This is a genomic window from Streptomyces sp. W16, from assembly GCF_033194735.1.
Classification (GTDB): domain Bacteria; phylum Actinomycetota; class Actinomycetes; order Streptomycetales; family Streptomycetaceae; genus Streptomyces.
Genome location: NZ_JAWOAI010000083.1, coordinates 1 through 25,025 on the forward strand (window position 1 = coordinate 1; position 25,025 = coordinate 25,025).

Below are 25,025 nucleotides of genomic sequence, written 5' to 3' on the forward strand. Positions count from 1 at the left end.
GTTCGCGTGGCGTCCGTCGCCAGGCTGCCCGCCGTCCCGACCGCCTCGATGCGCCCGCCGCCCAGCCGTACGTCCACGATCCGGCCGTCGGTCAGCCGGGCCCCGCACAACAGGAGCGCGGCCGGGTCGGCCGGTCCCGACGAGCCCGAGGAACCCGACGACGAGTGGGACGGCTGGGGCTGGCTGTCGGGCATCGCGCTCCAGGGGCTCAGGGCTTCGCGGGCTCGGCTTCGGGGCTCACGGCGGGGGGCTGCGCAAAGGGGCGCAAGATCACGCAGAGTGAGTCGAGCCTAGGGCGGTGATCCGCTCGCGGCGCGGAGGAGCGCAATAGTCGTACCGGTGTGGTCCGCCGTGCGGGAGGGGCCCGAGAGGCCTTCGTGAGAGCCGTGGAAGGGGCTGGAGCGGTGCCGCGAAACGGATTTGGGTGAACGGCGGCGGAGCGTGTAATGTCTTCATCGCTCGCCCCAATAGCTCAGTCGGTAGAGCGTCTCCATGGTAAGGAGAAGGTCTACGGTTCGATTCCGTATTGGGGCTCTGGTGTGAGAGGTTCCTACCGCAAGGTGGGAACCGATCCCATCACAGCGGTGTAGCTCAGTCGGTAGAGCAAGCGGCTCATAATCGCTGTGTCACCGGTTCAAGTCCGGTCACCGCTACTGACAGTAGCCGATTGTGGGGTCGGTCCTTCGATCGGCTACTCTGTTATGCGTTCATAGTCCCATCCGTTCGTCAAGGAGCACTCCTGTGGCTGCCACCGACGTCCGCCCGAAGATCACGCTGGCCTGCGTGGAGTGCAAGGAGCGGAACTACATCACCAAGAAGAACCGGCGTAACAACCCGGACCGACTGGAGATGAAGAAGCACTGCCCGCGTTGCAATGCGCACACCGCGCACCGCGAAACGCGATAAATACAGGCTCGTACACGAGGCCGTCCCCGCACGTTGGGGGCGGCCTCGTGTCGTTATCAGCAGAGCAGACGCATCAGGAGGTGCCGAGTCATGGCGCTCGACCAGTCCTTCGTGGGGCGGACCTACCCGCCCACCGACCCCTACGAGGTGGGCCGGGAGAAGATCCGTGAGTTCGCGGAGGCGGTGGGGGACGCCAACCCGGCATACACGGACCCGGAGGCAGCCAAGGCGCTCGGCCACTCCGATGTGATCGCCCCGCCGACCTTCGTCTTCTCCATCACGTTCAAGGCCGCCGGACAGGTCGTCCAGGACCCGCAACTCGGCCTCGACTACAGCCGCGTGGTGCACGGCGACCAGAAGTTCGTCTACGTCCGCCCCGTGCGCGCCGGTGACCGTCTCACGGTCACCTCCACGATCGAGGCGATCAAGTCGATGGCGGGCAACGACATCCTGGACATCCGCGGCGAGGTCCACGACGAGGCGGGCGAACACGTGGTGACCGCCTGGACCAAGCTGGTGGCCCGCGCGGCGGAGGGGAGCTGACATGACGGCGAAGATCGCGTACGACGACATCGAGGTCGGCACCGAGCTGCCGGCCCAGACCTTCCCCGTGACGCGCGCCACCCTCGTCCAGTACGCGGGCGCCTCCGGGGACTTCAACCCGATCCACTGGAACGAGAAGTTCGCCAAGGAGGTCGGACTCCCGGACGTCATCGCGCACGGCATGTTCACCATGGCCGAGGCGATCCGTGTGGTCACCGACTGGGCCGGCGACCCGGGCGCGGTCGTCGAGTACGGCGTCCGCTTCACCAGGCCCGTCGTCGTCCCGAACGACGACCAGGGCGCGACCGTCGAGGTCGGCGCCAAGGTCACCGCCAAGCTCGACGACAACAGGGTCCGCGTGGACCTCACGGCGACCAGCGCCGGGCAGAAGGTGCTCGGAATGTCACGGGCCGTCGTACGACTGCCGTGAACTTGAGCTGAGGTAAGGGGCGTCCGCCACTGCGGGCGCCCCTTACGCGCAGGTCGGCTCGGCCCGACTTGGTGACTTGCAGTGACACCGCCCGGCCCGCCCGTGTGCCGTGACTCACACCTCTTGACTTGGTTAGTGATTGAGTACTAACTTTCTCGCATGGTCAGGATGAGCGCAGAGGAGAGGCGCGAGAGCGTCGTCCGCGCGGCGGTCGCCGAGTTCGCGAAGCGGGGGTACTACGGCACCTCCACGGAGGCGATCGCCAAGCGGGTCGGTGTCTCGCAGCCGTATCTCTTCCGGCTCTTCCCGGGCAAGAAGGCGATCTTCGCGGCGGCCTCGCTCAGGTGTGTCGAGGACGTGTGCCAGGTCGTGGAGGAGTCGTCCAAGGGGCTGGAGGGCGAAGAGGCCGTGCATGCCATGGCCGACGCCTACGTGCGGCTCATCACGGAGTATCCCGAGAAGCTCCAGATGCAGATGCAGACCTACATCACGGTGGCCGCCGCCGAGGCGGAGGGCGACCACGAGTTCGGCGAGGCCGTACGCAAGGGCTGGATGAGGCTCTGGGACATCGTGTATCTGTCCATGGGGGCGGATGTGAACGACACCGCGACCTTCATGGCGCACGGAATGCTGATCAACACCCTTGCGGCCATGGGCTTCCCGCCTGAGCACAGGGTCTGGGAGGGGATGTACCCGGAGGCTCGTGTCACCGGTCGGCTGGAGAAGTCGTAGCGGCGGGCGAGAGGCGGATTCCGCGCCTTTTCATGAGCGTCAAAGTTAGTCATCAATAACTAATCATCGGTAGCGATCACCCACACTGGGGGAGCGATGTCAGAACAGACCGCACCGCGCGGGGGCATGGTCTGGGCCCTCGTCATCACCAGCGTCGCCGGCTTCATGGCGGCCCTCGACAACCTCGTCGTCACCACCGCCCTGCCCTCCATCCGCAAGGACCTCGGGGGCGCGCTGGGCGACCTGGAATGGACCGTGAGCGCCTACACGCTCACCTTCGCCGTGCTGCTGATGTTCGGCGCGGCCCTCGGCGACCGGTTCGGCCGCCGCCGGCTCTTCCTCGTCGGCATCACCATATTCACCGGCGCCTCCGCCGCCGCGGCCATGGCGACCGGCATCGAGTCCCTGATCGCGGCCCGCGCGGTCCAGGGCGTCGGCGCGGCGATCATGATGCCGCTGACACTGACCCTGCTCACCGCGGCCGTACCCGCCGCCAAACGCGGCATGGCCTACGGCATCTGGGGAGCCGTCAACGGACTCGCCGTCGCCTCCGGACCGCTCATCGGCGGCAGCCTCACCGAACACGTCTCCTGGCACTGGATCTTCTGGCTGAACGTCCCGCTCGGCCTGGCACTGCTCCCGCTCGCCCGCCTGCGCCTCTCCGAGTCCCACGGCACCGGCGCCCCGCTCGACTTCCCCGGCACCCTGCTCGCCAGCGGCGGCCTCTTCGGGATCGTCTACGGCCTGGTCCGCGGACCCGCCGACGGGTGGGCCAGCCCGCTCGTCCTCACCGGGCTGTTCGCGGGGAGCGCGCTGTTCGCCGGCTTCGTCCTCTACAGCGTCAACGCCAAGAACCCCATGCTCCCGATGCGGTTGTTCCGCTCCCGCGCCTTCTCCGGGATCAACGCCGCGAGCCTGCTGATGTTCCTCGGGATGTTCGGGTCGATCTTCCTGCTCAGCCAGTACATGCAGGGCGTGCTCGGCTACTCGCCCACCGAGGCGGGCCTCAGGATGCTCCCCTGGACCGGTATGCCGATGCTGGTCGCGCCCGTCGCCGGCATCCTGTCCGACCGCGTCGGCGGCCGCCCGGTCGTCGCCGCCGGCCTCTTCCTCCAGGCCGCCGGTCTCGGCTACATGGCGTACATCGTCACCACCGACGTCTCCTACGCCGCTCAGCTGCCCGGTCTGATCCTCAGCGGGATCGGCATGGCCCTGTTCTTCGCACCGGCCGCCAACCTGGTCATGTCCAGCGTCCGCCCGGCGGAGCAGGGCATCGCCTCCGGCGCCAACAACGCGCTCCGCGAGGTGGGTGGCGCCCTCGGTGTCGCGGTCATGGCGTCGATCTTCTCGGCGCAGGGCGGCTACGAGACCGGGCAGAGCTTCGTCGATGGCCTGAAGCCCGCGCTGGTCACGGGCTCGGGAGTCGTCGCTCTCGCCGGGATCGCGACCCTGCTGATCCCGACGAGGCGCCGCGCGGCGGAGCTCGTGAAGGTGGCCGAGTCGGCGGAGCGCGCGGAGTCGGCCGACGGCTCTGGGGCCGAGCCGGTCATGGAGTCGGCCGGCCACTGAACACGAACAACCGGCACGACTGAGAACGAACAACGGCACGCGCGCGTGGGGCCCCACCAAAACAGGCGGGGCCCCACGCGCGCGTGCACCCCACCCCCACCGAGCCCGGTGTTGTCAGTCCCGTCTCGTAGTCTTGGCCCCGTGCAGGAACTCCACGACGCTCCCCTCGCCCCGCTGACCACCTTCCGGTTGGGTGGCCCCGCGACCCGGTTGATCACCGCCGATACCGATGCCGAGGTGATCGACGCCGTCCGTGCGGCCGATGACTCCGGGACGCCGTTGTTGGTCATCGGGGGCGGGTCGAACCTCGTCATCGGGGACAAGGGGTTCGAGGGCACCGCCCTGCGTATCGCCACTCGCGGCTTCGTGCTCGACGGCACACGGCTGGAGCTGGCGGCAGGCGAGGTGTGGACCGATGCCGTCGCCCGCACCGCGGAGACCGGGCTCGCCGGCATCGAGTGCCTCGCCGGGATTCCCGGATCGGCGGGCGCGACCCCGATCCAGAACGTGGGGGCGTACGGCCAGGAGGTCTCCGCCACCATCACCGAGGTCGTCGCCTACGACCGCACCACCCGCGAGACGGTCACCCTCACCAACGAGGAGTGCGCCTTCTCGTACCGCCACAGCCGCTTCAAGGCCGAGCCCGAGCGCTACGTGGTGCTGCGCGTCCGCTTCCAACTGGAGGACGCTGACGGGCTGTCGGCGCCGGTCAAGTACGCCGAGACGGCCCGGGTCCTCGGAGTCGAGCCCGGCGACCGGGTGCCGCTCAAGCAGGCCCGCGAGACCGTCCTCGCGCTGCGCGCCGACAAGGGCATGGTCCTGGACCCCGAGGACCACGACACCTGGTCCGCCGGTTCCTTCTTCACCAACCCGATCCTCACCGAGGAGCAGTTCACCGCGTTCCACGCGCGCGTGCGGGAGCGCCTCGGGGAGGGTGCGGAGCCGCCCGCCTATCCGGCGGGGGAGGGGCACACCAAGACCTCCGCAGCCTGGCTGATCGACAAGGCGGGCTTCACCAAGGGGTACGGCAGCGGGCCCGCCCGCATCTCCACCAAGCACACCCTCGCCCTCACCAACCGCGGCGAGGCGACCACCGCCGACCTGCTCGCCCTGGCCCGCGAGGTCGTCGCCGGCGTCCACGACACCTTCGGGATCACCCTCGTCAACGAGCCGGTGACGGTCGGCGTCAGCCTCTGAAAACGCCTTGCCGAGGACCCCTCCCGACCGCCAGCCTTGCCGCATGAGGCACCCCAGATGGAGCTGAGACTCACCCAGTTCAGGCCCAGGACCGGCCCCCACGAGCACCGTGTCGTCCAGCCCAGGCAACCCCTGCGCCACACGTCACTGCGCGACCCGGCGCCGATCGGGATGCTCATGGGGGACCACGACGGACTGAGCCGGCTCGCGGGGCTGTTCGCGTTCGCCGCATGCTCGCGGCACACCATCGTGCACGTTCCGCTGCGCGGCGGCGTGCCGCCCGACGAGGGGTGCGGGGAGCTCGTCGATCTGGTGCTGGCGCACCAGGAGGCGGGGCTGCGGCCCGCCAAGTGGCCCGAGCTGCGGCGGGCGCTCAGGCATGGCACACCGCTCACCGTGCGCACGGACGAGGCCCGTACCGAGCGGCACGCGCGTGCGTGGCTGGAGCGGCCGTACGACCGCGGACTGTTGCGGCACACGACGCACGCGCGGACGTACTTCCTCATCGGCGGCCGTGAGGTGTTCTCCTATGCCGCCACCGCCTTCGCCTACGCGGCCGGCTGGGGGCCGCGGCACAAGGGGGTCGTCAAAGGGCATTCGGCGTTCATGGCCGGTCTGCAGCACGAGCTGGAGCCCACGCGCGCAGGCGGGCACCCTCCCGAGGTGCTGATCGGTTTCAAGCCGTATCCGCCGTACGCGCACTTCAAGAGACCGGGGCGCTGAGCCAGTCGTCGATGCCCGACAGCAGCTTGGTCTTCATGTCCTCCGGGGCCGCCGAACCCCGTACCGACTGCCGGGCCAGTTCGGCCAGTTCGCGGTCCGAGAAGGCGTGGTGGCGGCGGGCGATCTCATACTGGGCCGCCAGCCGGGAGCCGAACAGGAGCGGGTCGTCGGCGCCGAGCGCGAGGGGGACGCCCGCTTCGAAGAGGGTCCGTAGGGGCACGTCCTCGGGCTTCTCGTAGACGCCCAGCGCCACGTTCGACGCCGGGCACACCTCGCAGGTGATGCCCCGGTCGGCGAGCCGCTTCATCAGCCGCGGGTCCTCCGCCGCGCGCACCCCGTGGCCGACCCGGGTCGCGTGCAGGTCGTCCAGGCAGTCGCGCACCGAGGCCGGGCCCGCCAGTTCGCCGCCGTGCGGGGCCGACAGCAGGCCGCCCTCCTGGGCGATCGCGAAGGCCCGGTCGAAGTCCCGTGCCATACCCCGGCGTTCGTCGTTCGAGAGGCCGAAACCGACCACTCCCTGGTCCGCGTACCGCACGGCCAGCCGGGCCAGTGTGCGGGCGTCCAGGGGGTGCTTCATCCGGTTCGCGGCCACCAGCACCCGCATCCCGAGCCCGGTCTCGCGGGAGGTCGTCTCCACCGCGTCCAGGATGACCTCAAGCGCCGGGATCAGCCCGCCCAGGCGCGGCGCGTACGACGTCGGGTCCACCTGGATCTCCAGCCAGCCCGAGCCGTCCCTGACGTCCTCCTCGGCGGCCTCGCGCACCAGCCGCTGGATGTCCTCGGGCTCCCGCAGGCACGACCGCGCGGCGTCGTACAGCCGCTGGAAACGGAACCAGCCCCGCTCGTCCGTCGCCCGCAGCTTCGGCGGCTCCCCGCTGGTCAGCGCGTCGGTCAGGGCGTCGGGCAACCGCACCCCGTACTTGTCGGCCAGCTCCAGCACGGTGGTCGGCCGCATCGACCCGGTGAAGTGCAGGTGCAGATGGGCTTTCGGCAGTTCAGAGACATCACGTACACGCTCCATCCGGGAATCCTGCCGCACGTTTCCGGCGTGCCGATACCACTTTCCTCAGAAGTGGTCTTGCTCGCACAAAGCAGCGGGCCGCTCCCCGAAGGGAACGGCCCGCCAGCCCACTCAAATTGAGTGGGCTAGGCCGTGGCCTCCGCCAGCAGCTTCTGGATGCGGCTGACGCCCTCGACGAGATCCTCGTCACCCAGGGCGTACGACAGCCGCAGGTAGCCGGGGGTCCCGAAGGCCTCGCCCGGGACGACCGCGACCTCGGCCTCCTCCAGGATCAGCGCGGCCAGCTCGACCGAGTCCTGCGGGCGCTTGCCGCGGATCTCCTTGCCGAGCAGGGCCTTGACCGACGGGTAGACGTAGAACGCGCCCTCGGGCTCCGGGCACAGCACGCCGTCGATCTCGTTCAGCATGTGCACGATCGTCTTACGGCGGCGGTCGAAGGCCTCGCCCATCTTCGCGACGGCGTCCAGGTTGCCGGAGACGGCGGCCAGCGCGGCGACCTGGGCCACGTTCGAGACGTTCGAGGTGGCGTGCGACTGGAGGTTGGTCGCGGCCTTGACGACGTCCTTCGGGCCGATGATCCAGCCCACCCGCCAGCCGGTCATGGCGTACGTCTTGGCGACACCGTTGACCACGATGCACTTGTCGCGCAGCTCCGGCAGGATCGCGGGCAGCGAGGTGAACTTCGCGTCTCCGTAGACCAGGTGCTCGTAGATCTCGTCCGTCATGACCCACAGGCCGTGCTCGACGGCCCAGCGGCCGATCGCCTCGGCCTCCGCCTCGCTGTAGACGGCGCCGGTCGGGTTGGACGGCGAGACGAAGAGGACGACCTTGGTGTTCTCGGTGCGCGCGGCCTCCAACTGCTCGACCGAGACGCGGTATCCGGTCGTCTCGTCGGCGACGACGTCCACCGGGACACCGCCCGCGAGCCGGATCGACTCCGGGTACGTCGTCCAGTACGGCGCCGGGACGATGACCTCGTCGCCCGGGTCGAGGATCGCGGCGAAGGCCTCGTAGATGGCCTGCTTGCCGCCGTTGGTGACCAGGATCTGCGAGGCGTCCACCTCGTAGCCCGAGTCGCGCAGCGTCTTCGCGGCGATCGCGGCCTTCAGCTCCGGCAGACCGCCGGCCGGGGTGTAGCGGTGGTACTTGGGGTTCGAGCAGGCCTCGATGGCGGCCTGGACGATGTAGTCCGGGGTCGGGAAGTCCGGTTCACCCGCGCCGAAGCCGATCACCGGACGCCCGGCGGCCTTGAGGGCCTTGGCCTTGGCGTCCACGGCGAGGGTGGCGGACTCGGAGATCGCGCCGACTCGGGCGGAGACCCGGCGCTCGGTGGGAGGGGTTGAGGCGCTCATGGGCCCATCGTTTCAGACCCGAAACCCGCCCGGTACACCGGTTTCACAGACTGAACAGGATCGGGCGGGCCTTGAACAACCGTCCGGATTCCCGCCCCTGCCTGGGCGATCTTCCGTCGGCAATCCCCGTACAGGCACTTTCTGTTCGACGACCGCCCCAGGAGCACGTACACTCCTACCTCGTTGGCCTTCAGCAGCCGCGCCCTACTTGGTGCACACCGAGCACCCGGGTGGATGCGGTACGTTGGGGATGTCACAAAGGGTCGTAGCTCAATTGGTAGAGCACCGGTCTCCAAAACCGGCGGTTGGGGGTTCAAGTCCCTCCGGCCCTGCTACACACAGCTTCACCAAGATGTGTGCGCAGCGCATGTACGTACAGCAATGCACCGCCGTGCGGCTCAGACCGGGCGCGGCACGGCCACGACCCGGGAACAGGTGAGGATGAATGGCGGACGCCGTGGGCTCCATCGACATGCCTGATGCCCAGGACGAGGTGTCGGAGTCCAAGAAGAAGGCCCGCAAGGGCGGTAAGCGCGCCAAGAAGGGCCCGCTGAAGCGACTCGGCATCTTCTATCGCCAGATCGTCGCGGAACTCCGCAAGGTCGTCTGGCCGACGCGCAACCAGCTGACGACGTACACGACCGTCGTGATCGTCTTCGTCGTCATCATGATCGGTCTGGTGACCGTGATTGACTACGGACTGAATCACGCCGCGAAGTACGTCTTCGGCTGAGGCCGGAAGCGAAGGGCGCCCTGACCGGCGCCCCTTTCGCGTGTTCCACCCCCATGTATCCAGGAAGAAGCAGCCACGTGTCTGACCCGAACCTGAACGAGGCCGTCGAGCCGGACGAGTCCGTGGAAGACGAACTCGACATCGTCGAGGGCGCGGACGAGGAGCTGGACGAGGTCGAGGCTGCCGACGCCGACGCGGGCGAGCCCGCCGAGGAAGCCGCCCTGCACGTCGAGGACGAGGACGAGGAAGCGGCCGAGGACCTCGACGACGAGACCGCGGCCGAGGACGACGAGGAAGAGGCCGAGCCGGCCGAGCCCGTCGACCCGGTGGTCGCCCTGCGCGAGGAACTCCGCACCCTCCCCGGCGAGTGGTACGTCATCCACACGTACGCCGGTTACGAGAACCGCGTGAAGACCAACCTGGAGCAGCGCGCCGTCTCGCTGAACGTCGAGGACTACATCTTCCAGGCCGAGGTGCCGCAGGAAGAGGTCGTCCAGATCAAGAACGGCGACCGCAAGACCATCAAGCAGAACAAGCTCCCGGGCTACGTCCTGGTCCGCATGGACCTGACGAACGAGTCCTGGGGCGTCGTCCGCAACACCCCCGGCGTCACCGGCTTCGTGGGCAACGCCTACGACCCGTACCCGCTGACCCTGGACGAGATCGTCAAGATGCTCGCTCCGGAGGCCGAGGAGAAGGCCGCGCGTGAGGCGGCCGAGGCCGAGGGCAAGCCGATGCCGCAGCGCAAGGTCGAGGTCCAGGTGCTGGACTTCGAGGTGGGCGACTCGGTCACCGTCACCGACGGGCCGTTCGCGACGCTGCAGGCGACCATCAACGAGATCAACGCCGACTCGAAGAAGGTCAAGGGTCTCGTCGAGATCTTCGGCCGCGAGACGCCGGTGGAGCTCTCCTTCGACCAGATCCAGAAGAACTAGTTCTCCCTGGACGTACGTCTTCCGAGCAGGTCAGACGGGCTGTCAAAAGCCTCTCTGACCTGCTCGGTTTTTAGCTGCACATGGATACCCGTTATCGTTGTGCGGTATGCCTCCATCCGGATTAACCGGACGGCGGCCGAACACTCTCACTAGGACCCGGAGAGAGCAATGCCTCCCAAGAAGAAGAAGGTCACGGGGCTTATCAAGCTCCAGATCAACGCCGGTGCGGCGAACCCGGCCCCGCCGGTCGGCCCCGCGCTCGGTCAGCACGGCGTCAACATCATGGAGTTCTGCAAGGCCTACAACGCGGCGACCGAGTCGCAGCGTGGCTGGGTGATCCCGGTGGAGATCACGGTCTACGAGGACCGCTCCTTCACCTTCATCACCAAGACTCCGCCGGCCGCGAAGATGATCCTCAAGGCCGCCGGTGTCGAGAAGGGCTCGGGCGAGCCGCACAAGACCAAGGTCGCCAAGATCACCCAGGCGCAGGTCCGTGAGATCGCCACGACCAAGCTTCCCGACCTGAACGCCAACGACCTGGACGCCGCGTCGAAGATCATCGCCGGCACCGCCCGTTCCATGGGCATCACGGTCGAGGGCTGACCTTCACCCGCAGAAGTGATTGTGGTGGGACCTGCTCGGTCCGTACCACGACTCCTCAGAACACATCAGGAGCAGTAGTGAGCAAGCGCAGCAAGTCTCTCCGCGCTGCGGACGCCAAGATTGACCGGGACAAGCTCTACGCCCCGCTTGAGGCCGTCCGTCTCGCCAAGGAGACCTCCACGAGCAAGTTCGACGGCACCGTCGAGGTCGCCTTCCGCCTGGGTGTAGACCCGCGCAAGGCCGACCAGATGGTCCGTGGCACCGTGAACCTCCCGCACGGCACCGGTAAGACCGCCCGGGTCCTGGTCTTCGCGACCGGTGACCGTGCCGAGGCCGCGACCGCCGCGGGCGCCGACATCGTCGGCTCCGACGAGCTGATCGACGAGGTGGCGAAGGGCCGGCTGGACTTCGACGCCGTCGTCGCCACCCCGGACCTCATGGGCAAGGTCGGCCGCCTCGGCCGCGTGCTCGGTCCCCGTGGTCTCATGCCGAACCCCAAGACCGGCACCGTGACCCCGGACGTCGCCAAGGCTGTCACCGAGATCAAGGGTGGCAAGATCGAGTTCCGCGTCGACAAGCACTCGAACCTGCACTTCATCATCGGCAAGTCGTCCTTCGACGACACCCAACTGGTGGAGAACTACGGCGCGGCCCTGGAGGAGATCCTCCGTCTGAAGCCGTCCGCCGCCAAGGGTCGTTACATCAAGAAGGCCGCGATCAGCACCACGATCGGCCCCGGCATTCCGCTCGACCCGAACCGCACCCGCAACCTCCTCGTCGAGGAGGACCCGGCCGCCGTCTGAGCCCCGCGCTCACCCCGGTAGCCGCGTCGCGTACGCGTCAGAATTGGACGAGCCCCGCAACCTTCGAGGTGCGGGGCTCGTCCTCTTTCGTACGGGGTGTCAGTGCACTGCGCTAGCGTTTGGGGCAGGCACAGCAATCGCTTAGGGGTGGGGGACGAATGAAGAGCAGGACCGTGCGCAGGGTGGGTCTCTCGATCGCGGTGGGGACCGCGCTGGCCTCGGTGGCCGCCTGTGGTGGCTCCTCGGGCTCCACCGGGAGCTCTGGCAAGGACGACAAGGCGGTCGGCAAGGGCACGGCCCACGTGAGCCCCATAGCGGCCCTGCGCAGCGCCGAGCAGTCCACCGACAAGGCCGACTCCGCCAAGGTCGAGTCCTCCACGGTCCTGGGCTCCCTGATGTCCATGGATGCCAAGGGCAACCTCGGCTGGAGCGACGGCATCAGCGGCACCCTCACGATGAACTACACCGGCGGCACGATGGCCGATGCGATGCGCGCGGCCGGCAGTACCTCGATGGAGGCCCGCTATCTGCCCGACGCCTACTACGCCAAGATGGGCGAGAAGTTCGCCGAGCAGGCCGGTGGCAAGCACTGGATCAAGTACGCGTACGACGACCTGGCCAAGCTCGGCGGCAGCTCCGGCGCGTACCTCAAGGACCAGATGCAGAACTCCACCCCGAACCAGTCGGTGAAGCTCCTGCTCGCCTCCGGGGACGTCAAGAAGGTCGGCGCGGAGTCGGTCCGCGGCCAGCAGACCACGCACTACTCGGGCACGGTGAACGTGGCCGACCTCGCCTCCAAGAACTCCAACCTCACCGCGAGCCAGCTCGCAGGCCTGAAGAAGCAGCTCACTTCGGCAGGCGTCTCCACGGAGCAAGTCGACATCTGGATCAACGCCAAGGACCTGCTGGTCAAGAAGGTCGAGAAGGGCGAGATGTCGTCGGGCGAGTACACCCAGACCGCCTACTACAGCGACTACGGCGTGAAGGTCGAGGCCACCGTGCCCCCGGCGAGCGACACCGAGGACTTCATGACACTGCTGAAGAAGCAGGGGGTGACCCCGGGCAGCGCCGACACGGCGACCGGGTCCGGCACCAGCTCCTGAGCGGATGACAACTCCGGCCGGGCGCAAGTCCGGCCGGGGCCAACTCCGGTCGGGACCAAGGGACTTCGCGGGCGCCCACGGGAGCTCGCCGAGGCTCACGGGAATTCGCCGGGCTCGCCGACCTGCTCGTCGCCGCCGGTGCCGTCGGCTGCTCGAAGCTTGTCGCGGACCAGCCGCCGGACATGGCGTCCGTGGCCGCCGTAGCGAAGGCGGCGAGGGAGACGGAGGACATCACGTTGCTCCGCTACCGGACGGCCGGTGAGATGCCGCAGGAGGGGGCCATCAAGGGCGGGGCGGCGCTGAGCACCGAGCCTCGGGCGCTGAGCATGAGGATGAGCTCGGCCAAGTCCGGTGACACCGTGGAGCCGCGCGTCGTAGGCAAGGCGCTCCACGTCAACGGTGTCGCCGAGGCGGCGAAGGAGACGGGCGGCAAGAGCCGACTGAAGCTCGACGCGTCCGCCCTGGGCAGGGCGGCCAACGATCTGAGCGCCAACTCCATGACCGCCGCCGAGGCCGCCTTCCTCACCGGCGCCAAGGACGTGAAGAAGGTCGGCACCGAGACCGTCGACGGGGTGCGGACCACCCACTACGCGGGCCGGGTCACCCTCGCCGACGTCAAGGCCGCCGCGGCCGAGAGCGGGGACAAGGCCGCCCGGGAGCGGCGCGCGAAGAGCGTCGAGCAGTACGAGAAGATGGGCGTCGACGCGCTCACCATGGACATGTGGGTCGACGGCGACCACCACACCAAGCGGTTCCGGATGCGCGGCGAGGCCGACAAGGGCCCGCTCGACATGACGGTCACCGTCCCGCCGGCGAAGGACACCACCGACCTCGCCCAGCTGATGAAGGACGCCCAGGGCTGAGCCGTACGGGCGGATTTGCTTGGGCGTGTGTGGGTCCCGTACTCTTCCGGAGAAGCCAAAGACCGCTGGTCGTTGCCGTGCCTGTCAAAGGGTGTGGTGACCGAAGGATCCGCTGAACAGTGGACGACCCGCGCAGGTGAACTGGATGTGCTCCCGGGAATGCTGTTTCCGGTCGAGCTACGCCCCGTGCGCCTGCGCCGGGGCGTTTTCTCTGTCCCAGCCCCTTCTGAGCGGTCCTCATCACCCGGAAGGAGGCCGACGCTCTATGGCAAGGCCCGACAAGGCTGCCGCGGTAGCCGAGCTCGCGGACCAGTTCCGCGACTCGAACGCCGCCGTGCTGACCGAGTACCGGGGTCTCACCGTGGCGCAGCTCAAGACGCTGCGTCGTTCGCTCGGTGAGAACGCCCAGTACGCCGTGGTGAAGAACACGCTGACCAAGATTGCGGCCAACGAGGCCGGGATCTCTACGCTCGACGACCTGTTCAACGGTCCGACGGCGGTCGCCTTCATCACCGGTGACCCGGTGGAGTCGGCGAAGGGTCTTCGTGACTTCGCCAAGGACAACCCGAACCTCGTCATCAAGGGCGGTGTCCTTGACGGCAAGGCGCTGTCCGCCGACGAGATCAAGAAGCTCGCGGACCTTGAGTCCCGCGAGGTTCTGCTCTCCAAGCTGGCGGGTGCCTTCAAGGGCAAGCAGACTCAGGCTGCGCAGCTCTTCCAGGCGCTTCCGTCGAAGCTCGTCCGCACGGTGGACGCCCTTCGCGCCAAGCAAGAAGAGCAGGGCGGTGCCGAGTAATTCGGCTCGCAGCATGACCGCCGCCTGAGGCAGCCCGCCCAAGGCAACGGTCGTAGCGGGCCGAACGTACGCCCGCCAGACATGTACACACCGGCACCAGCCGAAATTAGTGGAAGGAAGCCATCGTGGCTCTCACCCAGGACGAACTGCTCGCCGAGTTCGAGACCATGACCCTCATCCAGCTTTCCGAGTTCGTGAAGGCGTTCGAGGAGAAGTTCGACGTCACCGCCGCCGCCGCGGTCGCCGTTGCCGGTCCGGCCGGTCCGGCCGCCGCTGTCGAGGCCGAGGCCGAGCAGGACGAGTTCGACGTCATCCTCACCGGCGCCGGCGAGAAGAAGATCCAGGTCATCAAGGTCGTGCGTGAGCTGACCTCGCTGGGTCTCAAGGAGGCCAAGGACCTCGTGGACGGCGCCCCCAAGCCCGTCGTCGAGAAGGTCGCCAAGGACGTCGCCGAGAAGGCCGCCGAGTCCCTCAAGGCCGCCGGCGCCTCCGTCGAGGTCAAGTAACACCGTCCAGGCCGTGGACGAGGTCCCAAGGACCTTGTAACGCCTGGGCACCGAAGAGCGATCATCCATCTGGGTGGTCGCTTTTCGGCGTTCCTGGGTCGGGTGAGCGGCAGCCTTGCGATCAGGGGTTGGCGGAGTATGGTGATCTTCTTCGTGCCTCCAAGGATCCCTGGTGGTATGTGGTGTGGGCCATGGAGGCCTTGACGAACCGCACGCAGCGCGCAATTCTCAGGACGCGTCGTCACAAGGATCCGAATCCGAGGCATGGATCGGTGGCGAAGAGGGCAGTATCAACGCGTTGAGGACGTGAGCTTGCCGAGGGTGTTGAGCACGACGAGGGTCTCAAAAAAGCGGGGCTGGACATCAGTGCGCCAAGTGGCTACACTGACCCTTTGCGCTGCCTGTTAGCTGCTCCCTGCCCGTCACCAGGGGCATGCCCTCACTTGAGCATCGATGACCGGACCATCTCTGACCTGGCCTTTCCGGGCCGTCTCAGGAAGTCCATGTCTCCTTGCGCCTGAGAGGGGCCGGTACGCGCGTAGTGAGTCCGAGCCCTCGGAAGGACCCCCTCTTGGCCGCCTCGCGCACTGCCTCGACCGCGAATATGAACAACGGCGCCAGCACCGCCCCGCTGCGCATCTCCTTTGCAAAGATCAAGGAGCCCCTCGAGGTTCCCAACCTGCTCGCGTTGCAGACCGAGAGCTTCGACTGGCTGCTCGGCAACTCCGCCTGGCAGAGTCGGGTCGAGGCGGCTCTGGAGTCGGGTCAGGACGTCCCCACGAAGTCCGGTCTGGAGGAGATCTTCGAGGAGATCTCTCCGATCGAGGACTTCTCCGGGTCGATGTCGCTGACCTTCCGCGACCACCGTTTCGAACCTCCCAAGAACAGCATCGACGAGTGCAAGGAGCGCGACTTCACGTACGCCGCCCCGCTCTTCGTAACCGCTGAGTTCACCAACAACGAGACCGGCGAGATCAAGTCCCAGACGGTCTTCATGGGCGACTTCCCGCTCATGACCAACAAGGGCACCTTCGTCATCAACGGCACCGAGCGTGTCGTCGTGTCGCAGCTGGTCCGCTCGCCGGGTGTCTACTTCGACTCCTCCATCGACAAGACGTCCGACAAGGACATCTTCTCGACCAAGGTCATCCCGTCCCGGGGTGCCTGGCTGGAGATGGAGATCGACAAGCGCGACATGGTCGGTGTCCGCATCGACCGCAAGCGCAAGCAGTCCGTCACCGTCCTGCTCAAGGCTCTCGGTTGGACGACCGAGCAGATCCTGGAGGAGTTCGGCGAGTACGAGTCCATGCGCGCCACCCTGGAGAAGGACCACACCCAGGGCCAGGACGACGCGCTTCTCGACATCTACCGCAAGCTGCGTCCGGGCGAGCCCCCGACCCGCGAGGCCGCGCAGACGCTTCTTGAGAACCTCTACTTCAACCCGAAGCGCTACGACCTCGCCAAGGTCGGCCGTTACAAGGTCAACAAGAAGCTGGGCAGCGAAGCCCCGCTGGACGCCGGTGTGCTGACCGTCGAGGACATCATTTCGTCGATCAAGTACCTGGTGAAGCTGCACGCCGGCGAGACCGAGACCGTCGGTGACAACGGCGCCTCGATCGTCGTCGAGACCGACGACATCGACCACTTCGGCAACCGTCGTCTGCGCAACGTCGGCGAGCTCATCCAGAACCAGGTCCGTACGGGCCTGGCGCGTATGGAGCGAGTCGTCCGCGAGCGGATGACGACCCAGGACGTCGAGGCGATCACGCCGCAGACCCTGATCAACATCCGGCCGGTCGTCGCCTCCATCAAGGAGTTCTTCGGCACCAGCCAGCTCTCGCAGTTCATGGACCAGAACAACCCGCTGTCGGGTCTCACCCACAAGCGCCGTCTGTCGGCGCTTGGCCCGGGTGGTCTCTCCCGTGAGCGGGCCGGCTTCGAGGTCCGTGACGTGCACCCCTCGCACTACGGCCGCATGTGCCCGATCGAGACCCCTGAAGGCCCGAACATCGGCCTGATCGGCTCGCTCGCCTCCTACGGCCGCGTCAACGCGTTCGGTTTCGTCGAGACGCCGTACCGCCGGGTCACCGACGGTGTCGTCACCGACGAGGTCGACTACCTGACGGCCGACGAAGAGGACCGATTCGTCATCGCGCAGGCCAACGCGCCGCTGAGCGACGAGTTCCGCTTCGAGGAGTCCCGCGTCCTGGTCCGCATCCGCGGCGGCGAGGTCGATTACGTCCCCGGTGACGACGTCGACTACATGGACGTCTCCCCGCGCCAGATGGTGTCGGTCGCGACCGCGATGATCCCGTTCCTGGAGCACGACGACGCCAACCGTGCCCTCATGGGCGCGAACATGATGCGTCAGGCTGTTCCGCTGATCAAGTCCGAGGCGCCGCTGGTCGGCACCGGCATGGAGTACCGCTGCGCGGTCGACGCCGGTGACGTCCTGAAGTCGGAGAAGGACGGTGTGGTCCAGGAGGTCTCCGCGGACTACATCACCACCGCCAACGACGACGGCACGTACACCACGTACCGCCTCGCCAAGTTCTCCCGCTCCAACCAGGGCACGTCCGTCAACCAGAAGGTTGTCGTGGACGAGGGTTCCCGGGTCATCGCCAACCAGGTGCTGGCGGACGGTCCGGCGACCGAGAACGGCGAGATGGCGCTCGGCAAGAACCTGCTCGTGGCGTTCATGCCGTGGGAGGGTCACAACTACGAGGACGCGATCATCCTGTCGCAGCGCCTCGTGCAGGACGACGTCCTCTCCTCGATCCACATCGAGGAGCACGAGGTCGACGCCCGTGACACCAAGCTCGGCCCCGAGGAGATCACCCGGGACATCCCGAACGTCTCCGAGGAGGTCCTCGCCGACCTCGACGAGCGCGGCATCATCCGTATCGGTGCCGAGGTCGTCGCCGGTGACATCCTCGTCGGCAAGGTCACGCCCAAGGGTGAGACCGAGCTGACCCCCGAGGAGCGCCTGCTCCGCGCGATCTTCGGTGAGAAGGCGCGCGAAGTGCGCGACACCTCGCTGAAGGTGCCGCACGGCGAGATCGGCAAGGTCATCGGCGTTCGCGTCTTCGACCGCGAGGAGGGCGACGAACTGCCGCCCGGCGTCAACCAGTTGGTCCGGGTGTATGTTGCGCAGAAGCGCAAGATCACCGACGGCGACAAGCTGGCCGGCCGTCACGGCAACAAGGGTGTCATCTCGAAGATTCTGCCGATCGAGGACATGCCGTTCCTTGAGGACGGCACCCCGGTCGACATCATCCTGAACCCGCTGGGTGTCCCGTCCCGAATGAACCCGGGACAGGTCCTGGAGATCCACCTCGGCTGGCTCGCCAGCCGCGGCTGGGACGTCTCCGGCTTCAGCGAGGACTGGGCGAAGCGCCTGCAGGTCATCGGCGCCGACCAGGTCGCTCCGGGTACCAACGTCGCGACCCCGGTCTTCGACGGTGCCCGCGAGGACGAGATCTCCGGTCTCTTCGAGGCCACGATCCCGAACCGTGACGGCGACCGCCTGGTCCAGGCCTCCGGAAAGGCCAACCTGTTCGACGGCCGCTCCGGCGAGCCGTTCCCGGAGCCGGTCTCGATCGGCTACATGTACATCCTGAAGCTGCACCACCTGGTCGACGACAAGCTGCACGCCCGTTCGACCGGTCCGTACTCGATGATCACCCAGCAGCCGCTGGGTGGTAAGGCGCAGTTCGGTGGTCAGCGCTTCGGCGAGATGGAGGTGTGGGCGCTTGAGGCTTATGGCGCCGCTTACGCCCTCCAGGAGCTGCTCACCATCAAGTCCGACGACGTCACCGGCCGCGTGAAGGTCTACGAGGCCATCGTCAAGGGCGAGAACATCCCCGAGCCCGGCATCCCCGAGTCCTTCAAGGTGCTCATCAAGGAGATGCAGTCGCTCTGCCTGAACGTGGAGGTGCTGTCCAGTGACGGTATGTCCATCGAGATGCGTGACACCGACGAGGATGTCTTCCGCGCTGCGGAGGAGCTTGGCATCGACCTGTCCCGGCGTGAGCCGAGCAGCGTCGAAGAGGTCTGACGGGAGTTCGGAGGCCTTCGTCATGAAGGCCTCCGGCCCCAGGACCCCCGTATCAGACCCCATGACTTACAACCCTGAGAGGGATTGACGCATAGTGCTCGACGTCAACTTCTTCGATGAGCTCCGGATCGGTCTGGCAACCGCTGACGACATCCGTCAGTGGAGCCACGGCGAGGTCAAGAAGCCCGAGACCATCAACTACCGCACGCTCAAGCCCGAAAAGGACGGACTCTTCTGCGAGAAGATCTTCGGTCCGACCCGGGACTGGGAGTGCTACTGCGGCAAGTACAAGCGCGTTCGCTTCAAGGGCATCATCTGTGAGCGCTGCGGCGTCGAGGTGACCCGCGCCAAGGTGCGTCGTGAGCGGATGGGCCACATCGAACTGGCCGCGCCCGTCACCCACATCTGGTACTTCAAGGGTGTCCCGTCGCGTCTGGGATACCTGCTCGACCTCGCCCCGAAGGACCTCGAAAAGGTCATCTACTTCGCGGCGTACATGATCACGTTCGTCGACGAAGAGCGCCGTACGCGTGACCTGCCCTCGCTTGAGGCGCACGTCTCCGTGGAGCGTCAGCAGGTCGAGAACCGGCGTGACTCCGACCTCGAAGCCCGCGCCAAGAAGCTTGAGACCGACCTGGCCGAGCTTGAGGCCGAGGGCGCCAAGGCCGACGTGCGCCGCAAGGTGCGCGAAGGTGCCGAGCGGGAGATGAAGCAGCTGCGCGACCGTGCGCAGCGCGAGATCGACCGCCTGGACGAGGTGTGGACCCGGTTCAAGAACCTCAAGGTCCAGGACCTGGAGGGCGACGAGCTCCTCTACCGCGAGCTGCGTGACCGCTTCGGCACGTACTTCGACGGTTCGATGGGTGCCGCGGCGCTGCAGAAGCGCCTGGAGTCCTTCGACCTGGATGAAGAGGCCGAGCGGCTTCGCGAGATCATCCGCACCGGCAAGGGCCAGAAGAAGACCCGCGCTCTGAAGCGGCTGAAGGTCGTGTCTGCGTTCCTGCAGACCTCCAACAGCCCCAAGGGCATGGTCCTCGACTGCGTCCCGGTCATCCCGCCGGACCTTCGCCCGATGGTGCAGCTGGACGGTGGCCGCTTCGCGACCTCCGACCTGAATGACCTGTACCGCCGTGTGATCAACCGCAACAACCGCCTGAAGCGGCTTCTCGACCTCGGTGCCCCCGAGATCATCGTGAACAACGAGAAGCGCATGCTCCAGGAGGCCGTCGACGCGCTCTTCGACAACGGCCGTCGTGGCCGCCCGGTGACGGGCCCCGGCAACCGTCCGCTGAAGTCGCTGTCCGACATGCTCAAGGGCAAGCAGGGTCGCTTCCGTCAGAACCTGCTCGGCAAGCGTGTGGACTACTCCGCGCGTTCCGTGATCGTCGTCGGTCCGCAGCTGAAGCTGCACCAGTGCGGTCTGCCGAAGGCCATGGCGCTGGAGCTCTTCAAGCCGTTCGTGATGAAGCGCCTGGTCGACCTGAACCACGCGCAGAACATCAAGAGCGCCAAGCGGATGGTCGAGCGCGGTCGCACGGTCGTCTACGACGTCCTCGAAGAGGTCATCGCTGAGCACCCGGTTCTGCTGAACCGTGCGCCCACGCTGCACCGCCTCGGCATCCAGGCCTTCGAGCCGCAGCTGGTCGAGGGCAAGGCCATCCAGATCCACCCGCTCGTCTGCACCGCGTTCAACGCGGACTTCGACGGTGACCAGATGGCCGTACACCTGCCGCTCTCCGCGGAGGCGCAGGCCGAGGCCCGCATCCTGATGCTGTCCTCGAACAACATCCTGAAGCCCGCCGACGGCCGTCCGGTGACGATGCCGACCCAGGACATGGTCCTCGGTCTGTTCTTCCTCACCACCGACGGCGAACTCCGCGACGTCAAGGGCGAGGGCCGCGCGTTCGGCTCCACGGCCGAGGCGACGATGGCGTTCGACGGCGGCGAGCTGGCGCTCCAGTCGGCCGTGGACATCCGCTTCCCGGTGGGCACCATCCCGCCGCGTGGCTGGGTGCCGCCGGTCCGCGAGGAGGGCGAGCCGGAGTGGCAGCAGGGTGACACCTTCCGCCTGAAGACGACCCTGGGCCGCGCGCTCTTCAACGAGCTGCTGCCTGAGGACTACCCGTTCGTCGACTACTCGGTGGGCAAGAAGCAGCTCTCCGAGATCGTCAACGACCTGGCAGAGCGCTACCCCAAGGTCATCGTGGCGGCGACGCTCGACAACCTGAAGGCGGCCGGCTTCTTCTGGGCGACCCGTTCCGGTGTCACCGTGGCCATCTCCGACGTCGTCGTGCCCGAGGCGAAGAAGGCGATCGTCGCCGGCTACGAGGCCAAGGACGAGAAGGTCCAGAAGCAGTACGAGCGCGGTCTGATCACCAAGGAAGAGCGCACGCAGGAGCTCATCCAGATCTGGACCCAGGCGACCAACGAGGTCGCCGAGGCGATGAACGAGAACTTCCCCAAGACGAACCCCATCTTCATGATGGTTGACTCGGGTGCCCGAGGAAACATGATGCAGATGCGTCAGATCGCCGGTATGCGTGGTCTGGTGTCGAACGCCAAGAACGAGACGATCCCGCGTCCGATCAAGGCCTCCTTCCGTGAGGGCCTGTCGGTGCTGGAGTACTTCATCTCGACCCACGGTGCTCGAAAGGGTCTGGCGGACACGGCTCTGCGTACCGCCGACTCGGGTTACCTCACCCGTCGTCTCGTCGACGTCTCCCAGGACGTCATCATCCGCGAGGAGGACTGCGGCACCGACCGCGGCCTCAAGCTGCACATCGCGGAGCGCGGCGCGGACGGTGTCCTGCGCAAGGCCGAGAACGTCGAGACCAGCGTGTACGCCCGTGCGCTGGCCGAGGACATCACCGTCGACGGCAAGGTGCTGGCCCCGGCCAACACCGACCTCGGCGACGTCCTCATCGACGAGCTGGTCAAGCACGGCATCGAGACGGTCAAGACCCGCTCGGTCCTGACCTGCGAGTCCGCCGTCGGCACCTGCGCCATGTGCTACGGCCGCTCACTGGCCACCGGCAAGCTGGTCGACATCGGTGAGGCGGTCGGCATCATCGCCGCCCAGTCCATCGGTGAGCCCGGCACGCAGCTGACGATGCGTACCTTCCACACCGGTGGTGTGGCCGGTGACGACATCACCCAGGGTCTGCCCCGTGTCGTCGAGCTCTTCGAGGCTCGTACGCCGAAGGGTGTCGCCCCGATCTCCGAGGCCCAGGGCCGCGTGCGGATCGAGGAGACCGAGAAGACCAAGAAGCTCGTCGTCACCCCGGACGACGGCAGCGACGAGACGGCGTTCCCGATCTCGAAGCGTGCCCGTCTCCTGGTCAGCGAGGGCGAGCACGTCGAGGTGGGCCAGAAGCTCACCGTGGGTGCCACCAACCCGCACGACGTGCTGCGCATTCTGGGTCAGCGTGCCGTCCAGGTCCACCTGGTCGGCGAGGTCCAGAAGGTCTACAACTCGCAGGGTGTGTCGATCCACGACAAGCACATCGAGATCATCATCCGGCAGATGCTCCGCCGTGTGACGATCATCGAGTCCGGCGACGCCGAGCTGCTGCCCGGCGAGCTGGTCGAGCGTTCGCGCTTCGAGCAGGAGAACCGTCGTGTGGTCCAGGAGGGCGGTCACCCGGCCTCCGGTCGTCCGCAGCTCATGGGTATCACCAAGGCCTCGCTGGCCACGGAGTCCTGGCTGTCGGCGGCGTCCTTCCAGGAGACGACCAGGGTGCTGACGGACGCGGCGATCAACGCCAAGTCCGACTCCCTGATCGGCCTCAAGGAGAACGTCATCATCGGTAAGCTCATCCCGGCCGGTACGGGCCTGTCCCGCTACCGCAACATCCGGGTCGAGCCGACCGAGGAAGCCAAGGCCGCGATGTACTCGGCCGTCGGCTACGACGACATCGACTACTCGCCGTTCGGCACCGGCTCCGGCCAGGCCGTCCCGCTGGAGGACTACGACTACGGTCCGTACAACCAGTAGTAGTTGGCTCTGAAGTACTAAGGGCGGCCATCCCGTTTCGTACGGGGTGGCCGCCCTTGGTCATGCCGTCCTGCCGTGCTCAGTACGGCCGCTGCGGCTGGAGGTACTGCTCAAGGTGGTGCAGCCGGGTGTGGTAGTCCGGGTGGGAGGAGAGCAGCTTGCTCAGCGCGCTCTCCTCGACCGGCACACCGCCGTTCTTCGCGGTCTGCACGGCCTGTTCGCGCTGCTCCCCCTGGTGGAGCTTGTCGAGCACGGACGCCAGCATCGGGGCGAAACCGAGGGCGGCGGCGTGTTCGTCGGCGCGCAGTTCCGCGCGCCGGCCGACGGCGGCGAGCGCGTACGGCACGCACAGGATCAGCAGGGGCAGCCCGTAGAGGGTGCTGATCGTGGCGAACGCGAGACCACCGATGATCATCACGACGAAGGCGACGCCGAAGCAGCCGAAGGCGCGCGAGACGTGGAAGGCGACGACGGAGAACGCCTTCAGCATCCGCCAGGCCATCCGGCCGGGCATCGCGTACCAGTAGCCGAGCAGCCCGGACCAGGCGTGGCCGCCGACGTGGTGGCCGAGTTCGTGCGCCATGACGGCCGCCAGCTCGCCGTTGGGCAACTGGTTCAGGGCGAACCGGGTGACGCCGACGATGTGGCCGGCCGCGGCGACCGCGTTGAGGCCGTCGCTGTCCTCGACCCACAGCTCGTAGTTACGGCCTTCGACGCCGGCGCGGGCCGTGACCTCCCGCCAGACCGGTTCGATTTTGGCTCGTTCTTGTGGAGTGGGGTAGCGCAGATGGAGCAAACGGCGCGCGAGGGCGCTTTCGGTGGGGCGGTGGAACACGAGTGCGCCGCTGGCCAGCCAGAGCAGGATCACCAGGAACGCGAGGTTGCCGAAGAAGGCGGAGAACAGGCCGACGACGCAGAGGCTGCACAGGAAGTTCGGCAGATAGAGCAGCAGGTTGCCGACCGCGGTGGCGTCCGTGTGGCGCTGCTGGTTGGAGATGTGGACGCGGCGGGCATCGGTGTTGATGTGGTTCGGGTGGTCCGGGTCCTCGGAGGGCGCGGGCGGGGCGGCCGGGGCCGCTGCCGGAGCCGGGGGAGTCTGCGGGTACTGAGGGGGTATCGGCGCGGCGGCCTGCGGGTAGGGCTGCGGGGCCTGAGGGGCCTGCGGGTAGGTGTACGGGGTCTGTGGATACGCGGGTGAGGACGGCTGCTGCTGGGGGTACTGCGGGGGTACGGGTGGCTGGGCGGCCTGGGTGGGGTACTGCGGGGGTACCTGCGGCTGAGGTGCCTGCGCCGACTGCTCGGGGTATTCCGGGTACTCGGGGTACTCGGGGTATCCCGGTGGTGGTTGGCTCATGGTGCTTGCTTCCTTCGAGGGCGGGGACGGGTGCCGGTGCGGCGGTCAGCCGATCAGCAGTGAGGCGGGCAGCAGTACCGTGCCGGTGCAGAAGGTGATCAGGCCGGTACGGATCCACTGGTGTTTGCGTGCGACGATCTGGCTCAGCTCGGCGAGGGCCGTGGTCAGCCCGGTCGTGGGGTCACGCCGGGTGTCGCCGAGCGCGGTCTCCAACTGGCCCTGACGGACGGCCTGTTGGATGTCACCGAAGTAGGAGAGGGGCCGGCCGGGCGTCCACTGCTCGGAGCGGTAGCGGGGCAGCACGGCCAGCAGCAGGGCGAACAGTGAGAGCCCCAGCGCGGTGAGCGCGGCCCACCACAGCACGGTGCCCATGGCCGAGAGCTCGTCCGGGGTCCACCCCCGCCCCGCCAACAACCCGCTGAACACACCCCCGGTCATCCCAAGAGCCCCGACCAACACGGACGCCTTGCCATCGGCCCGGGCGACTTCGCCACGCAGCTCTGCGAGCAGCCGCTCGCAGAGGGGGACGAGGTCGGTGGTGTTGGTGTTGGTGTCGGGGTGGGGGAGCGGTGGGGGTGCGGGAGTGGGCGTCAGCGGAGGAGCGGGGTCGAGTGTGGTCATACTCCGCCGCCGTCCGGGCTGTCGGCTTCCTCGACGCCCTCCTCCTCCGAGCCCGCGGCCACTTCCGGCAGGGTCGGCGTCCGGCCGTATCCGGGCGGGGGCTGCCAGGCGGAGCCCTCGGGTGCGGCAGCGGGCGCCGGGGCCGAGGACTGCGAGTCGCGAGTCTCGGTTGCGGCGCCGGGCG

General features: G+C 67.6%; 22 protein-coding genes, 3 tRNA genes and 1 pseudogene. 20 read left to right on the plus strand and 6 right to left on the minus strand.

Annotation, left to right across the window (positions count from 1 at the left end; translation table 11 throughout):
• Positions 1–194: pseudogene (locus R6V09_RS13920) on the minus strand (hydrolase); the annotation flags it as partial.
• Positions 195–461: 267 nt separating this feature from the next.
• On the opposite strand from R6V09_RS13920, the gene R6V09_RS13925 reads away from it, so the two are divergent.
• From R6V09_RS13925 to R6V09_RS13965, 9 genes are all read left to right on the plus strand, one after another.
• A tRNA-Thr gene (locus R6V09_RS13925) sits at positions 462–534 on the plus strand.
• Between the two features lie 46 nt (positions 535–580).
• Positions 581–653, plus strand: a tRNA-Met gene (locus tag R6V09_RS13930).
• A gap of 88 nt (positions 654–741) precedes the next feature.
• Positions 742–906 (plus strand): 50S ribosomal protein L33, encoded by a 165-nt coding sequence (gene rpmG, locus R6V09_RS13935; protein ID WP_003948671.1) that lies wholly within the window; start codon positions 742–744, stop codon positions 904–906.
• A 90-nt stretch (positions 907–996) separates the two neighbouring features.
• The gene (locus R6V09_RS13940; protein WP_317881710.1) at positions 997–1,449 is read left to right on the plus strand and encodes a MaoC family dehydratase N-terminal domain-containing protein; all 453 of its coding nucleotides are present in this window, start codon (positions 997–999) and stop codon (positions 1,447–1,449) included.
• Between the two features lies 1 nt (position 1,450).
• Positions 1,451–1,879, plus strand: coding sequence for a MaoC family dehydratase (locus tag R6V09_RS13945; RefSeq protein ID WP_317881711.1), 429 nt, complete (start codon positions 1,451–1,453; stop codon positions 1,877–1,879).
• A 159-nt stretch (positions 1,880–2,038) separates the two neighbouring features.
• Positions 2,039–2,611 (plus strand): TetR/AcrR family transcriptional regulator, encoded by a 573-nt coding sequence (locus tag R6V09_RS13950; protein WP_317881712.1) that lies wholly within the window; start codon positions 2,039–2,041, stop codon positions 2,609–2,611.
• A gap of 96 nt (positions 2,612–2,707) precedes the next feature.
• Positions 2,708–4,180, plus strand: a complete 1,473-nt coding sequence (locus R6V09_RS13955; protein ID WP_317881713.1) for an MFS transporter — start codon at positions 2,708–2,710, stop codon at positions 4,178–4,180.
• A 141-nt stretch (positions 4,181–4,321) separates the two neighbouring features.
• The gene (locus R6V09_RS13960) at positions 4,322–5,377 is read left to right on the plus strand and encodes a UDP-N-acetylmuramate dehydrogenase (RefSeq protein ID WP_317881714.1); all 1,056 of its coding nucleotides are present in this window, start codon (positions 4,322–4,324) and stop codon (positions 5,375–5,377) included.
• Positions 5,378–5,434: 57 nt separating this feature from the next.
• Positions 5,435–6,100 (plus strand): hypothetical protein, encoded by a 666-nt coding sequence (locus R6V09_RS13965; RefSeq protein WP_317881715.1) that lies wholly within the window; start codon positions 5,435–5,437, stop codon positions 6,098–6,100.
• Here R6V09_RS13965 and R6V09_RS13970 read toward each other — a convergent pair.
• Positions 6,081–7,121, minus strand: coding sequence for an adenosine deaminase (locus R6V09_RS13970; protein ID WP_317881716.1), 1,041 nt, complete (start codon positions 7,119–7,121; stop codon positions 6,081–6,083). The two genes, R6V09_RS13965 and R6V09_RS13970, sit on opposite strands and share 20 nt — an antisense overlap.
• A gap of 125 nt (positions 7,122–7,246) precedes the next feature.
• Positions 7,247–8,473: a pyridoxal phosphate-dependent aminotransferase gene (locus R6V09_RS13975; RefSeq protein ID WP_317881717.1), complete on the minus strand. Its 1,227-nt coding sequence runs from the start codon at positions 8,471–8,473 to the stop codon at positions 7,247–7,249.
• A gap of 259 nt (positions 8,474–8,732) precedes the next feature.
• Between R6V09_RS13975 and R6V09_RS13980 the strand changes: the two genes are divergently transcribed.
• The 11 genes from R6V09_RS13980 (at position 8,733) to R6V09_RS14030 (ending at position 22,866) form a co-directional block, all read left to right on the plus strand.
• A tRNA-Trp gene (locus R6V09_RS13980) sits at positions 8,733–8,805 on the plus strand.
• Between the two features lie 113 nt (positions 8,806–8,918).
• A complete protein-coding gene (secE, locus tag R6V09_RS13985) occupies positions 8,919–9,206 on the plus strand; it encodes a preprotein translocase subunit SecE (protein ID WP_019055477.1) in 288 nt (95 codons plus the stop codon).
• Positions 9,207–9,283: 77 nt separating this feature from the next.
• A complete protein-coding gene (gene nusG / locus R6V09_RS13990) occupies positions 9,284–10,141 on the plus strand; it encodes a transcription termination/antitermination protein NusG (protein WP_317881718.1) in 858 nt (285 codons plus the stop codon).
• Between the two features lie 168 nt (positions 10,142–10,309).
• The gene (gene rplK / locus R6V09_RS13995; RefSeq protein WP_006383482.1) at positions 10,310–10,744 is read left to right on the plus strand and encodes a 50S ribosomal protein L11; all 435 of its coding nucleotides are present in this window, start codon (positions 10,310–10,312) and stop codon (positions 10,742–10,744) included.
• Positions 10,745–10,821: 77 nt separating this feature from the next.
• Positions 10,822–11,547: a 50S ribosomal protein L1 gene (gene rplA, locus R6V09_RS14000; protein ID WP_200710700.1), complete on the plus strand. Its 726-nt coding sequence runs from the start codon at positions 10,822–10,824 to the stop codon at positions 11,545–11,547.
• A 158-nt stretch (positions 11,548–11,705) separates the two neighbouring features.
• Positions 11,706–12,650: a hypothetical protein gene (locus R6V09_RS14005; RefSeq protein ID WP_317881719.1), complete on the plus strand. Its 945-nt coding sequence runs from the start codon at positions 11,706–11,708 to the stop codon at positions 12,648–12,650.
• Positions 12,651–12,832: 182 nt separating this feature from the next.
• Complete coding sequence (locus R6V09_RS14010; RefSeq protein WP_317881720.1) at positions 12,833–13,513, plus strand: DUF1396 domain-containing protein; 681 nt, start codon at positions 12,833–12,835, stop codon at positions 13,511–13,513.
• Positions 13,514–13,778: 265 nt separating this feature from the next.
• Positions 13,779–14,309, plus strand: coding sequence for a 50S ribosomal protein L10 (gene rplJ / locus R6V09_RS14015; RefSeq protein ID WP_019055481.1), 531 nt, complete (start codon positions 13,779–13,781; stop codon positions 14,307–14,309).
• Positions 14,310–14,431: 122 nt separating this feature from the next.
• A complete protein-coding gene (rplL, locus tag R6V09_RS14020) occupies positions 14,432–14,815 on the plus strand; it encodes a 50S ribosomal protein L7/L12 (RefSeq protein ID WP_106971837.1) in 384 nt (127 codons plus the stop codon).
• Positions 14,816–15,386: 571 nt separating this feature from the next.
• Complete coding sequence (rpoB, locus tag R6V09_RS14025) at positions 15,387–18,872, plus strand: DNA-directed RNA polymerase subunit beta (protein ID WP_317881721.1); 3,486 nt, start codon at positions 15,387–15,389, stop codon at positions 18,870–18,872.
• A gap of 94 nt (positions 18,873–18,966) precedes the next feature.
• Entirely contained in the window at positions 18,967–22,866 is a 3,900-nt protein-coding gene (locus R6V09_RS14030; protein ID WP_317881722.1) for a DNA-directed RNA polymerase subunit beta', read from the plus strand.
• Between the two features lie 79 nt (positions 22,867–22,945).
• Here R6V09_RS14030 and R6V09_RS14035 read toward each other — a convergent pair whose 3' ends face one another.
• The 3 genes from R6V09_RS14035 to R6V09_RS14045 form a co-directional block, all read right to left on the minus strand.
• Positions 22,946–24,220 (minus strand): M48 family metalloprotease, encoded by a 1,275-nt coding sequence (locus R6V09_RS14035; protein ID WP_317881723.1) that lies wholly within the window; start codon positions 24,218–24,220, stop codon positions 22,946–22,948.
• Positions 24,221–24,265: 45 nt separating this feature from the next.
• A complete protein-coding gene (locus tag R6V09_RS14040; RefSeq protein ID WP_317881724.1) occupies positions 24,266–24,841 on the minus strand; it encodes a Pycsar system effector family protein in 576 nt (191 codons plus the stop codon).
• The coding region (locus R6V09_RS14045; protein WP_317881725.1) for a hypothetical protein at positions 24,838–25,025 on the minus strand (188 nt) is incomplete at its 5' end. The genes R6V09_RS14040 and R6V09_RS14045, both read right to left, overlap by 4 nt.

Coding starts and splice junctions, on each gene's coding strand:
- R6V09_RS13940 (WP_317881710.1), top strand. CDS start 997: ATGGCGCTCGACCAGTCCTTCGTGGGGCGGACCTACCCGCCCACCGAC.
- R6V09_RS13945 (WP_317881711.1), top strand. CDS start 1,451: ATGACGGCGAAGATCGCGTACGACGACATCGAGGTCGGCACCGAGCTG.
- R6V09_RS13950 (WP_317881712.1), top strand. CDS start 2,039: ATGGTCAGGATGAGCGCAGAGGAGAGGCGCGAGAGCGTCGTCCGCGCG.
- R6V09_RS13955 (WP_317881713.1), top strand. CDS start 2,708: ATGTCAGAACAGACCGCACCGCGCGGGGGCATGGTCTGGGCCCTCGTC.
- R6V09_RS13965 (WP_317881715.1), top strand. CDS start 5,435: ATGGAGCTGAGACTCACCCAGTTCAGGCCCAGGACCGGCCCCCACGAG.
- R6V09_RS13970 (WP_317881716.1), bottom strand. CDS start 7,121: ATGGAGCGTGTACGTGATGTCTCTGAACTGCCGAAAGCCCATCTGCAC.
- R6V09_RS13975 (WP_317881717.1), bottom strand. CDS start 8,473: ATGAGCGCCTCAACCCCTCCCACCGAGCGCCGGGTCTCCGCCCGAGTC.
- secE (WP_019055477.1), top strand. CDS start 8,919: ATGGCGGACGCCGTGGGCTCCATCGACATGCCTGATGCCCAGGACGAG.
- rplK (WP_006383482.1), top strand. CDS start 10,310: ATGCCTCCCAAGAAGAAGAAGGTCACGGGGCTTATCAAGCTCCAGATC.
- R6V09_RS14005 (WP_317881719.1), top strand. CDS start 11,706: ATGAAGAGCAGGACCGTGCGCAGGGTGGGTCTCTCGATCGCGGTGGGG.
- R6V09_RS14010 (WP_317881720.1), top strand. CDS start 12,833: ATGGCGTCCGTGGCCGCCGTAGCGAAGGCGGCGAGGGAGACGGAGGAC.
- rplJ (WP_019055481.1), top strand. CDS start 13,779: ATGGCAAGGCCCGACAAGGCTGCCGCGGTAGCCGAGCTCGCGGACCAG.
- R6V09_RS14035 (WP_317881723.1), bottom strand. CDS start 24,220: ATGAGCCAACCACCACCGGGATACCCCGAGTACCCCGAGTACCCGGAA.
- R6V09_RS14040 (WP_317881724.1), bottom strand. CDS start 24,841: ATGACCACACTCGACCCCGCTCCTCCGCTGACGCCCACTCCCGCACCC.